General features: G+C 29.7%; 10 protein-coding genes. 1 reads left to right on the forward strand and 9 read right to left on the reverse strand.

Annotated elements, in window-relative coordinates; translation table 11 throughout:
* Window positions 1–51: 51 nt before the first annotated feature.
* The 7 genes from ELQ11_RS02690 to lgt all read right to left on the reverse strand — a co-directional run bounded on the left by ELQ11_RS02690 (window position 52) and on the right by lgt (window position 9,148).
* Window positions 52–756 (reverse strand): tetratricopeptide repeat protein, encoded by a 705-nt coding sequence (locus ELQ11_RS02690; protein ID WP_002870809.1) that lies wholly within the window; start codon window positions 754–756, stop codon window positions 52–54.
* Window positions 756–2,585 (reverse strand): dynamin family protein, encoded by a 1,830-nt coding sequence (locus ELQ11_RS02695; RefSeq protein ID WP_002870808.1) that lies wholly within the window; start codon window positions 2,583–2,585, stop codon window positions 756–758. Before ELQ11_RS02695 ends, ELQ11_RS02690 begins: the two co-directional genes overlap by 1 nt.
* Complete coding sequence (locus tag ELQ11_RS02700; RefSeq protein WP_134225133.1) at window positions 2,575–4,761, reverse strand: dynamin family protein; 2,187 nt, start codon at window positions 4,759–4,761, stop codon at window positions 2,575–2,577. Before ELQ11_RS02700 ends, ELQ11_RS02695 begins: the two co-directional genes overlap by 11 nt.
* A 27-nt stretch (window positions 4,762–4,788) precedes the next feature.
* The gene (locus ELQ11_RS02705; protein ID WP_002854302.1) at window positions 4,789–5,514 is read right to left on the reverse strand and encodes a fumarate reductase iron-sulfur subunit; all 726 of its coding nucleotides are present in this window, start codon (window positions 5,512–5,514) and stop codon (window positions 4,789–4,791) included.
* Entirely contained in the window at window positions 5,507–7,498 is a 1,992-nt protein-coding gene (locus ELQ11_RS02710; protein ID WP_072223964.1) for a fumarate reductase flavoprotein subunit, read from the reverse strand. The genes ELQ11_RS02705 and ELQ11_RS02710 overlap by 8 nt, the downstream gene beginning before the upstream one ends.
* The gene (locus ELQ11_RS02715; protein ID WP_002854660.1) at window positions 7,482–8,264 is read right to left on the reverse strand and encodes a fumarate reductase cytochrome b subunit; all 783 of its coding nucleotides are present in this window, start codon (window positions 8,262–8,264) and stop codon (window positions 7,482–7,484) included. The genes ELQ11_RS02710 and ELQ11_RS02715 overlap by 17 nt, the downstream gene beginning before the upstream one ends.
* 68 nt (window positions 8,265–8,332) lie before the next feature.
* Window positions 8,333–9,148 carry a prolipoprotein diacylglyceryl transferase gene (gene lgt / locus ELQ11_RS02720; RefSeq protein WP_002854600.1) on the reverse strand — a complete coding sequence of 272 codons (816 nt, stop codon included), beginning with the start codon at window positions 9,146–9,148 and terminating at the stop codon, window positions 8,333–8,335.
* Between the two features lie 89 nt (window positions 9,149–9,237).
* On the opposite strand from lgt, the gene ELQ11_RS02725 reads away from it, so the two are divergent.
* Window positions 9,238–10,137 (forward strand): membrane lipoprotein lipid attachment site-containing protein, encoded by a 900-nt coding sequence (locus ELQ11_RS02725; protein WP_052858564.1) that lies wholly within the window; start codon window positions 9,238–9,240, stop codon window positions 10,135–10,137.
* 51 nt (window positions 10,138–10,188) lie between these two features.
* Here ELQ11_RS02725 and ELQ11_RS02730 read toward each other — a convergent pair whose 3' ends face one another.
* Both ELQ11_RS02730 and ELQ11_RS02735 read right to left on the reverse strand, forming a co-directional pair.
* Window positions 10,189–10,977, reverse strand: coding sequence for a shikimate dehydrogenase (locus ELQ11_RS02730; RefSeq protein WP_002870805.1), 789 nt, complete (start codon window positions 10,975–10,977; stop codon window positions 10,189–10,191).
* Window positions 10,974–11,810, reverse strand: coding sequence for an SPOR domain-containing protein (locus ELQ11_RS02735; RefSeq protein WP_004313898.1), 837 nt, complete (start codon window positions 11,808–11,810; stop codon window positions 10,974–10,976). The genes ELQ11_RS02730 and ELQ11_RS02735 overlap by 4 nt, the downstream gene beginning before the upstream one ends.
* Window position 11,811 lies beyond the last annotated feature (1 nt).

Below are 11,811 nucleotides of genomic sequence, written 5' to 3' on the forward strand. Positions count from 1 at the left end.
TATTCTTAATTTTATTTAAGAATATCTTTGAAAGTAATAAAAATAGAACTTTTAATAAAGCTCTATATCTTTAGAATTAAGTTCTTTATAAGCTGCGCAAGCTTCTTGATGTTTTTGATCACAAGCCATGCCAAAATATCTTTTTGCCTTTGTTAGATCTTGTTTTTCTAGTTGATTATAGCGTCCTAACAAATAACAAGCCTCACCAAAACCTAAAGTGCAAGATTTAGAATAAAAAGCAAGGGCAGATTTTACACTTGCCTTAACAAGTTCTCCTTTATCATATAAAGATCCTAACTGATAACAAGCTCTTGCATTTTTTAAATCACAAGATCTTTTATAAAAACTTGAGGCCATTTGTCCATCTTTTTCTTTTTCATAAAATAAAGCTATATTATTACAACTTAACGATTCTCCTAAAGCACAAGCTTTATTAAAAGCCAAAAGAGCTTCATTTTTATAACCTTGATTTTGCAAAAGCAAAGCCATATTAGAACACGCATTTGCTAAACCTAATTTACAAGCTTTATCATAAAATTTATAAGCTTGATTTAAATCTTTGCTCACACCCTTAGCACTCTCATGCATAAAAGCTAAAGAAAAACAAGCTTTAGAAATATCTTTTTCACAAAGATTCTTAAAAATTTCATAAGCTTTATCAAATTTATTTGCCTCGTAAAGTTTTAAACCCTCTTCTAATTCACTTAATGCAAATAATGAATTAAAAAATAAAAATAAAGCTAAAAATATTCTCATTAACCTTCCTTTATATTTTCTCTAACATTTAAAATCTGTGCTCTTCTTTTTTGAAGTTCTGCTTTTTTAAGATCTAAAAATTTATTTTTTTCTTGGATTAAATTTTGAATTTGTTCTAAAAAATTTTTTGCAATTTTTGTCAAAATAGGCTTATTAATAAGCAAAGCTTCAAACTCATAAACATTTAATTCATTTAAAACTCTTTCATAAATTTCACTTTTTTTGGGATAAAAAAGTATAAATTCAGAACTATCAAGCTCATAAAGAACACGGCTTTCATTGATTTTACGACTAAAAAATGCAAGGCTTAGTTTCGTAGCATTTTCATAATTTGTAAAAGCCTTAAGATTTAATTTTTCAAAAAATAAATCAAGCTCTAAAATACTTCTAAATAAAAGCTCTTTAAAATCTTTCAAAAAGTACTCATCACTTGCATTGCAAAAAGCTCTTAATTCACTAAAATTTTTATCACTTTGGAAAATGTGATCTTTTTGTATGTTTGAAAATTCTGCTTTAAAAAGCAAAATTTCTCTCTCAAGTATGTTTACAAAGTCTTTTAATTTCATCTTGATTTCTTCAAAAGATTTATAAAGTTCATTTTTGATTTTTTTAAACTCTTTACTCATCACATCACTATTATAAAACATCGCCAAAAAAGCATCGTCACTTGAAATATAAGGCGCTTTATAATCATATCTTGTGTATAAATCTTTCTTTAAAAATCCTTTGCTTTCTTTGTAAAAATAAGCATCTTTTTCCTTAACACTTGCAAAAATTTCACTAGAAATTCTTTCGCTAATGCTTTTAAGCTGTTCTAAAATCTGATGGTTTAAAATTTCAATCTCTTTTAAAAAATTTTCATACGCTAAAAGTAAATGCTTTTCATAACTTTGAAATTGATTTAATAAACGATCAAAAATACCTACAAAAAGTTGGTTTTCATCTTCTAAAATTTCGCATAAATTTAAAATTTTTCTTTTAACAAATTTTTCTTTTAAAGCTGTTGTATCTAGCTGAGTTAAAAAATCAAGTAAAGATTGAAAATTAGATTTTTCATAGCTTTGCCCATCTTTAGCTTCTTTACAAGAAATGGCAATAAGCTTATCAAAATATTTTAAAAATACACTTTTTGCATAATTTAAAACATTATCTAGCTCTTCTGTGTTTAATTTATCTTTTTGATTTAATACACAAATGCTATTTTCTCCTAAAAGTTCTAAATTTGCTTTTATGGCATCTTCTTCGCTTTTTTTACCTGCATTATCAATCAAACTTAACCAAATCGCCCCATGAATATTTTTAAGCTCATCAAGAGTTGTTAAAGTATCATTTTCATTTGCATTTAAACCTGGAGTATCTACAAGAGTAATTTTTTCAAGTAAAGGAATGGGTGCAAAAATATGCAAACTTTTTGCTTGTTTTACTTCATTTCTTTGATCCGTATAAAAGGCTAATTTTTCTATATTTGTGATAATATCACTTCCATCTTCAAATTCTACTCTTAAAAAATATTCTTTTGCATAGCGTAAAAAAGTAGGTTTAAAAGTAACAGGAACAACACCCGTAGGCAAACAATCACACCCCAAGATCAAATTTAGCAAACTTGATTTACCACTTGAAAACTGTCCTATAATAGCAATATTAACATTCTTATCTAAAGAAAACACAAGCTCTTTTAATTCATTTTCTAAAGCATAACTTGCGTGCATAAAAGGCTCATTAAGTTCCTTACAAAGCTCTTGAATACGACCTTTAAAACTATCATCAAAACTCACACTATAAGTATTTTCATAGGCTTTTATAAAATCATTTAAAAGATTAATCTGCATTTAAAAGCCCCATTTCAAGTTGTTTTAATTTTTCAATTTTTTCTAAATTTTCTTCAAAAGAATTTAAAATATTAATATCTTGATTTTTCAGACTCTGTAAAACTTTTTCAAGACTTTCTAATTTTGATTTTTGATTTTTTTCATAATATTTTAATTTATCATTTAAAAACTCAAAAAATACTCCATTGATATTTAAAGAATTTAAAATTTCGCTCATTTTAAATTCTTTAAAAGTATTAAAAATAACCGTATCTAAATTCGTTTCAAGCTCATATAAATCTGATTTTAGATTGCTTAATTTTTCAATTTTCAATCTTAAAAGTGCAAATTTTTCGCTTTGAAAAATACTATCTATATTTTTTGAAATTCCATCTTTAAAACCTTCAAAACCATTATCAAAATCATCTTTTAAAAAATCATATTTTAAAGATAAATTTGTTTTAAGCTCCTCGATTTTTTTAATATTTTCAAATTTAATTTCTCTTAAAATATCATTAATTCCATCTTTTGTAGTAATATCAACTATATTTAAAATACGAGAAAGATTAAGCTTTTGTGCATTATTTTTCAGATATTTAAACTCATCTATCAAGCGTTCTTTTAATTTTTTAGCCAAAAGTAAAACAAGATTATCTATGCCACTATCTATATTTTTAAGTTTTGCAATGGAATTTGAAATTTCATCTTGTGCTTCTTTTAACAAGGTATTTTGCTTTTGAAGTTCAAGTAAAAGCTTTTGATTTTCTTCACTTACACCTTGTTTATTCTCCTTAATAAGACGATTTTGCATTTCATATTCGCTTAGAATATTTTTAAGCTCTAAATGTAATTCTTTTTTGTAAGCTCTTAAGGCAATCTTACTTTTTTCTCCTGCATAAAGCTCGTTAAAAAGATAGTTTTCAAATTCTTGCATACCACTTTTTTGCAAACTTTCCTTAGGCGCTAAACCCTTATAAAAATCACTTGCCATTTTAGCACTCACACATAAAAAATCAATCTTTTCCACCAAATTTTCATCTAAATCCACAAGTCTTGATTTTAAGCTTTCTTTGGTATAAACAATGACTTCTTCTAAATCCTTTTTGCTTAACAAATCCGCTTTAGTTAAAACAATTAAAAACTTACTCAGCCTTGAGTTTAAAAGACAATGCACCAAAAAGTCCGCATCCTTTTGAGTCAAGCTTTGAGAAGCATTCATTAAATGAATTAAAAAATCACTTTCTCTAAGATACTCATTTGTAACAATTTCTCTTTGAACTACAACATCATCAAGCCCTGGAGTATCAACTATAGAAATATTATTTTTTAAAAAATCTAAATGACTTTTAATTTCTATTTTTTTAATTAAAGCTGAAATTTTATTTTTAGCTGAACTGAAATTTTTAAGCTCACAAAGTGCGATATTTTGTATTAAAGGTTTATCTTTGATAAAATCCTCTATATTTACACTCTTATCCAGCTTGTCAATAAATTCTTTTAAATCTGCATTAAAGTGCGAACTTTCAAGTATATTTTGCCATTCTTTTTTATCCCAAAAATATATCCTTGCTTCTTCACTCTTACCATAGCTTAATACTGTTAAATTAGCTGTTTCAGGTATGTTTGAAACCCCTAAAAAATCTTCTTTTAAAAGAGCATTTAAAAGACTTGATTTTCCTGCATTCATCACGCCAGTGATGGCTATATTAAACTCTAAATTTTGAAATTTTTCCAAAGTTTTTTGAAGTCTTGATTTTAAATTTTCATCAAAACTTAGCTTTTGAAGCTCTAAATTAATGGTGTTTAATTCTTTAAAATCATTTTGAAATAAAGCTTTTTGATCTATACTTTGAACTTTTTCTTGTGAAATAAAATCAAATATTTCAGTATTTTTTGAAATTTTTTCTAAAATTTTTAGAGCCTTAAGCAAATCTTGCTTTGAAATAAAACCTGATTTAAAAAGATTTAAAATACAAATTTGAGCATTTTGTATACTAAAAATATCCACTCTTAAATCAATTTTTTTGCAAAGCTCTTGAAATTCTTTTAAGAGAAAATATCTTTCATAATTGTCTTTATTGACACTTAAAATAATCGCACACTCGGCCGTATCAAGTTTGCTTTTATTTTGAAATTTAGCATCAAAATTTAAAAATTGGAGTTCATTTTGCCAAATTTTTTGGAATAATTCTTTCATAATCTTCCCCTTAAAAAGGGGAAAGATTTATTTATTTCTTTGAGCCACAAGTTGTCTTCTCATATAAGCAATTTTACTTTGCAAAGGTAATTCTTTAGGGCAATTATCTTCACAAGCAAGCAATGACATACAACCAAAAACACCATCATCATCGCCAACTAATTCATAAAAATCTTCCACACTTCTATGGTCATGCGGATCTTGTAAATATCTAGCTGTTCTTAAAAGTCCTGTAGCAGCTATGAAATTTGGACGCATAAGTTTAGTTGCACAAGAAGCTACACAAATTCCACACTCTATACAACGATCAAGTTCAAAAGTTTCATCCGCAACCTCTGGCTCAATGCGTTCTTCAAGTTTAGAAATATCAGTTTCTTTTTCATTATGCACCCAGCTTTCAACACGCTTACACATGTCTTCAAACCACTCGCCTGTATTCACGCTTAAATCTTTAATATGTCTAAATGCAGGCATAGGCATAAGCTCTATCACTCCATCAGGATAATCTTTAGTTAAAGTTTTACAAGCAAGTTTTGGCACTCCATTAATCATCATTGCACAAGATCCGCAAATCCCTGCACGACAAACAAAGTCAAAACTCAGATCCGCATCCATTTTTTCACGGATCAAAGTCAAACATACAAAAACTGTCATAAAAGGAGTTTCTTCAAGCTCATAAGTCACAAAATGTGGTTTAGAAATTTTGCTTAAAGGATTATATTTAAATGCCTTTATTGTCAATTTTCTACTCATAATCAACTCCTATTCTTTGGTTTGGTGCTTTATATTTAGCTTGTAATTCATAAGGCATTAAAGCGTTTTGAATTTCATAACGACCTTTGCCTTCAGCTTCCATTTTTTCACGTATTGCATCCACTTCAGCTTGGCGTTTTTCACTTAAAGGATTTTCTATAATATTTCCTTTGGCTCCGTATCCACGGAATGCTGGTGGAATTTCCATTTTCATAATATCAAGCTCTTCATATTCTATGCGTGGCAAGGTTTCGCCTTCTACCCAAAAAGTATTAGTTCTTTTCATCCAATTTAAATCATCTCTTTTTGGATAATCTTCTCTATAATGCGCCCCACGACTTTCTGTTCTTAAAAGCGCTCCATAAGCTACACAAAGTGCTATTTTTAACATTCTTGGCACTCTATACGCTTCTTCAAGCTCTGGATTTGCACAATCAAGTTCTTTACAATGTACTTTAACGTCTTGAGAATCTTTATAAAGTTTTTCAAGCTCGTCTACTGCTTCTTTCAAACCTTCACCTGTTCTAAAGATAGCTACCTTATCCCACATGATTTCTTTCATTCTATTTTTGATTTCAAAAACATTATATTTACCTTCTTTATCTACTAAAGATTTTAAATATTGATACTCTTTAGTTAAGAAGTCTTTTACTACATTTGTGTCAATTACTTCACCATTATTTTTACAATAATCTGCAAAATAATCTCCCACTATCATACCTGCTACAACAGTTTCAGCACATGAATTTCCACCTAAACGATTAAATCCGTGCATATCCCAGCAAGCTGCTTCTCCACAAGCAAAAAGTCCGTTTAACCATTGACTTTCACCCGTTGGTTTAGTTCTAATTCCACCCATAGAATAATGCTGCATTGGAAGAACTGGCGCCCAACCTTTTGGACCTTCATCTGCTGGATCAATACCATTGAAAGTTTTGCAAATATCTTGTACATCGCGGAGATTTTTTTCCACATGAGCACGACCCAATATAGAAATATCAAGCCATAAATGATCCCCATAAGGACTTTTTACACCTTTACCTTTGCGAATATGCTCCATCATTCTACGACTTACCACATCACGGCTTGCAAGTTCTTTTTTCTCTGGTTCATAATCAGGCATAAAACGATATCCATCCACATCACGCAAAATTCCGCCATCACCACGACAACCTTCGGTAAGCAAAATACCGCTTGGCACAATAGGAGTTGGGTGAAATTGCACTGCTTCCATGTTTGAAAGTCTGCAAAGTCCAGTTTCAAGAGCGATAGCCGCACCTGTTCCTTCACAAATTACTGCATTTGTAGTTTGTTTATAAATTCTACCATAACCCCCTGTTGCTATCATAGTTCCTCTTGCAATATAAGCAATGAGTTGTCCATTGGTTAAATCTCTAGCAATCACACCTAAGCATTTTTTGCCATCATGGATAATTCTTATTGCTTCCATTCTATCAATAATTTTTACTTGATGTTTAATAGCTTCATTTGCTACACCATAAAGCATACAATGCCCTGTTGCATCTGCGATATAGCAAGTTCTCCATTTTTTAGTTCCACCAAAATCTCTAGCATTAATAAGCCCGTGCGCTTCTTCTTTTTCTTCAATCACAGTTTTTTGCGCATTGATTACAACAGTTCTTGGACCTTTAGTAACTCTAGTCCAAGGCACACCCCAAGCCGCAAGTTCACGCACTGCTTTTGGTGCAGTTTGAGCAAACATTCTTGCTACTTCTTGATCACAGCCCCAATCACTTCCTTTTACTGTATCTGCGAAGTGAAGATCTTCATTATCACCCTCACCTTTTGCCCCATTTGCTAAGCTTGCCTGCATACCTCCTTGCACCGCTGCAGAGTGAGAACGCTTCACTGGACAAATACTTAAAAGTGTTACACTTTGGCCACTCTTTGCTACTTCAATAGCCGCTCTAAGACCTGCTAATCCTCCGCCTATTACTAAAGCATCACTATATTGTATATTCATAATTTGCTCCATTGTAGTTTTTTATCATCGCAGTAGTTTGGGTTTGATTTTGGTAGTTTTCATAACCTATTTTTATAAATGCTGCAAGACTTAACACACCTAAAACTAGGAAGAAAATACTGATTATCCATTTAGCAGTTTTAAGCTTTTTACGACTTTCTTTTACATTTTTTCCTTCAAACCAACCCCATTTAACACAAAGTCTATAAAGCCCTATACTTCCATGAAGTTCAACACAGACTAAAAGAACAGCATAAAAAAGCCACATAAAATGACTTACAACCCTATCTCCTGACATATCGCCGCTGATTTTATCTGCATTGGTTACAATAAAAATAAGATGAGCAGAACCTAAGAAAAACATAATAAAACCTGTAAAAGCTTGAACCCACCATAACGAAGTATCGCTGTGATTCATTTTTTTACTGTGTGTTCTTAGTATTTGATACTGACGGTAATTAATAGGAAATTTTCTCATTGCAAGTAAAGCATGAACGAAAAAAACCACTAAAACACAGGCGGCTAAAAATGAAGTAAGATAACTCATAACAGGATTATCGTAAACAAATTTTAATTCTAAAAAATGTACCACAGAATTAAAAAAATCCTCACTGACTAAAATTGTAGAAACAAAAAGCATATGCACCCACATAAAAAGACCTAAAAAAAGCCCTGAGGCACTTTGGATAAAGTCTAATTTCGCAGGCATTTTACTTTTTTTGCCCTCAATGCTCTTACCCAAATAACCTTCGATAAGCTCACGCATCTTTACTCCTTTGTAAAAAGAAATTAAAAAAATCCATTTCATTATATTACAAAAGTCTTTAAGATAGATTAAATATTTACTTTTTTAAACTTTATACAAATATAAACTAACAAAGCTGTTATAAACATTATAAAACTTAAAATTTGCCCCATACTCATACCCCATAAAACAAAACCTATACCAAAATCAGGCTCGCGATAAAATTCACATATAAATCTTGCCAATGAATAAGCACCAGCATACACAAGAATCAATTCCCCTTGAAAACTTTGCTTAAATCTTGCTAAATAAACTATAATAAAAACAACAATACCTTCTAAAAATGCTTCATAAAGTTGCGATGGATGGCGCAATACTCCATCAACATAAATTCCCCAAGGCACATTTGTAATGCGACCAAAAAGCTCTTGATTTAAAAAATTTCCTATACGACCAAAAACATAAGCCAATGGAACACTTAAAGCAACCAAATCAAGAAAAATCCAAGGATTTGTTTTATATTTTTTACAAAACAATAAAGTAGCTATCAAAAATCCTATAATTGCTCCATGATAACTCATACCTCGAATACCTACAAATTCACCATTAATATAAGGATTAAAAATTTGCCAAGGATGAGTAATATAATACATAGTATTTGCATCATAAATCAAAATATATCCAAGTCTTGCACCTAAAATAACCCCTATTTCAACCCATATAAAATAACTATCCAAATGTTTTTCATTAATGTCTAGTTGAAATTTTCTTACAAAAAATTTAGCTAAAAGCAAAGCTAAAAGCAAAGCTATAACATACATAATGCCATACCAATGCACCTTTAAACCAAAGATGCTAAAAGCTATAACATTAAAATTTGAATAAATATGCTGCCAAAATTCCATATATCTTTCCTAATTTTCTTTTATAAAAATATAACAAAAAAACTTTAACTTGCTATAATTAACACAAACACATTAAATAAAGGTAAAAAATGAAAAAATATATTTTACTTGCTAGCAGTATGTTAATTTTAGCAGCTTGTGGAGGCACAAGTAGTAATTTTGTCAATGTTTCTATGCCAAATTTTAAACCCCAAGTTCCAACAAAGGTTGAACCTATTGATTCTGGAGTAAGCATTGCTCTTGAGCCTATTAATATAGAACAAAATAACAATTATTCTGATTATTTTGAAAATTCAGTGCTTAAAATTCGCATAGAAAAAGAAATTGATCTTTTAAAACAAAATTTAGAAGAGCAGATCAAAACCATCGCTCAACTAAAAGGCTATAAAATAGTTACTACTAATCCAGACTACACTCTTAAAAGTTCAATCAGTATTTATACAGAAGAAAAAAATGCACAAAAAACAAGCAATTTTATGAGTGGAGATTATGTAAAATCCAATTTAGGTATAAATTTTAAAGGTAAAATAGATTTTATAGATGCACACAATCCACAAAATTCAACCAATCTTTCAAGCAGCACCAAACTGGATTCTTTAGTTGCGCTTAACTATCCTATTAAAAATGATGATGGGGTTAATATGTTTAAAACTACTATCTCCACCGTACCAACTCAACTCAATAAAGGTTTGGAGCAACCTGCTTTTGAAATTGATAAAAGTATTTTAGCTTTTTATAAAAATACATTAAATACACTTTATAACAATCTTCCAAAAGCAACAGACATAGGCAAAACTATACCTAATACAAACAGTAGTTTTAATAGTTTTGATGGCAATGCTACCTTTGAAGAAAGCTTACCTCAAACAAATTTTAATCAAAATAATACAATTGAAAACACACCTACGCAAAATATTCCTACAAATCCGTCTTCAACAAATCAAAATAATCAAAGTAAAAATCAAGATGGGGTAGAAATATTTGAATAATAAAACTTGTGAGAAAATTAAATTTTCTCATACAAAAAAATAACTATCATTCTACTTTAAAATCAATGCTTGTTGCATTGCATTTTTTATCATCTCTCTTTTATCTTGTATTTCAAAAAAAAGCTCAAAAGCAAAAACCCCTTGCCATAAAAGCATATCAAGTCCATCTTTAATTTTTAAATGATACTCTTTACACAATCTATAAAAAGGTGTTTCTCTACCATAAATTACCTCAAAAGCAAATTTAGCTTTAGGTAAAATTCTACCTAAAAGCTCCCTATCACAAGGTAAATTTTCATCTTTTAATCCAGCAGAAGTTGAATTTATAACCAAATCAAAATCAAAATCTTGCAAGTCTTTATAAAGATAAGTTCGATAAGCTAAAAAATCTTTAAATCTTTCTTTGCTGCGATTAGCTATATACACTTCTATGCCTTTTTGTTTTAATGTATAAGCAAGTGCCAAAGCTGTACCTCCAGCACCTAAAATCAAAGCTTTTTTTATATTATCAAAATCCTTAATAGCTTCTAAAAAACCTAAAGCATCAGTATTATAAGCGTAAATTTTGTCTTCTTTTAAGCATAAAGTATTTGCAGAGCCAATATTTCTAGCAAAATCATCCTTCACATCAGCAATATCTAAAGCTTTTTCCTTAAAAGGCAAAGTAATATTAGCTCCACTAAGTCCTAATTTAAAAAAATCTTCTCTTAAACAGTTAGCATTTCTTAAATGATAGCGTGTATAAATACTATCAAGCCCTAAGGCTTTAATAGCATTATTATGCATTCTAGGCGATTTAGAGTGAGAAATAGGATCGCCTATAACTGCTAAAAATTTCATTTTAAAGTAAAAGAAAAAGCATCTTTTGCAATATCCTTACGGATTTTAGCAAGTTCTACTGCAATATTTGCCTTTTCAAATGGTCCTATTAAAACCTTAGTAATTTCTTTACCTCCAACTGTAGTTTTATAAAGTTTATAATCATAACCTTTTTGTTTTACAGAAGCAAGTTCTTTTGATTTTTGATCCAAATTACTTACTGAGAAAATTTGCACATAAATACCCGATGCTAAACCACTTGGATGTACAGGTTTAGCATCAACATTTTTAAATAAATCATTTGCATTTTGTTCTTTTTTAGGAGTTTGTTTTGTGCTTTCTTTTTCTTTTTTTACAGCTGTTTGTTTTTTTACTTCTTCTTTAGGTTTTGCAGTTTGTTTTACTTCTTGTTTGGGAGCACTTGCTTGCGGAGTGGTATTTTCTGAAGTAGTTGCTGTTGGTTCTGCTGGAACTTCTTGATCAGGCATAGCAAAATTTGTAGTATCATTGTTATTTGAACTAGAGGTTGTTGTATTTTGAGTTGTATTTTGTTCATCTTGAAATTGTTTTCTTAATGCCTCAAATTGATCTTCTGCTGAAGTATTATCTGTAATTGGCATACTTTCAAAAGAAGTATCATTGTTATTGTCTTGAGTTGCTATAGGTTCACTTGGTAATACACTTTGATTTTGCGTATTTTCATCACCACTACCATTAATAAGTTTCATAACTATCATGATAGCTAAAAACAAAATAACTAAAGCAATAACTCGTAAAAGAATTTTTTTTACTTTTTCACTTTTATTACTTTTTTCTAAAATAATATCATCAAATTCATTTTTTTGATTTTCCATA

The sequence above is a fragment of the Campylobacter sp. US50a genome, assembly GCF_004379015.1.
GTDB classification, from domain to species: Bacteria; Campylobacterota; Campylobacteria; order Campylobacterales; family Campylobacteraceae; genus Campylobacter_D; species Campylobacter_D jejuni.

Excerpts from the sequence above, each read along its gene's own strand:
- ELQ11_RS02715 (WP_002854660.1), bottom strand. The coding sequence starts at position 8,264 with ATGCGTGAGCTTATCGAAGGTTATTTGGGTAAGAGCATTGAGGGCAAA.
- ELQ11_RS02700 (WP_134225133.1), bottom strand. The coding sequence starts at position 4,761 with ATGAAAGAATTATTCCAAAAAATTTGGCAAAATGAACTCCAATTTTTA.
- ELQ11_RS02725 (WP_052858564.1), top strand. The coding sequence starts at position 9,238 with ATGAAAAAATATATTTTACTTGCTAGCAGTATGTTAATTTTAGCAGCT.
- ELQ11_RS02735 (WP_004313898.1), bottom strand. The coding sequence starts at position 11,810 with ATGGAAAATCAAAAAAATGAATTTGATGATATTATTTTAGAAAAAAGT.
- ELQ11_RS02705 (WP_002854302.1), bottom strand. The coding sequence starts at position 5,514 with ATGAGTAGAAAATTGACAATAAAGGCATTTAAATATAATCCTTTAAGC.
- lgt (WP_002854600.1), bottom strand. The coding sequence starts at position 9,148 with ATGGAATTTTGGCAGCATATTTATTCAAATTTTAATGTTATAGCTTTT.
- ELQ11_RS02690 (WP_002870809.1), bottom strand. The coding sequence starts at position 756 with ATGAGAATATTTTTAGCTTTATTTTTATTTTTTAATTCATTATTTGCA.
- ELQ11_RS02695 (WP_002870808.1), bottom strand. The coding sequence starts at position 2,585 with ATGCAGATTAATCTTTTAAATGATTTTATAAAAGCCTATGAAAATACT.
- ELQ11_RS02730 (WP_002870805.1), bottom strand. The coding sequence starts at position 10,977 with ATGAAATTTTTAGCAGTTATAGGCGATCCTATTTCTCACTCTAAATCG.
- ELQ11_RS02710 (WP_072223964.1), bottom strand. The coding sequence starts at position 7,498 with ATGAATATACAATATAGTGATGCTTTAGTAATAGGCGGAGGATTAGCA.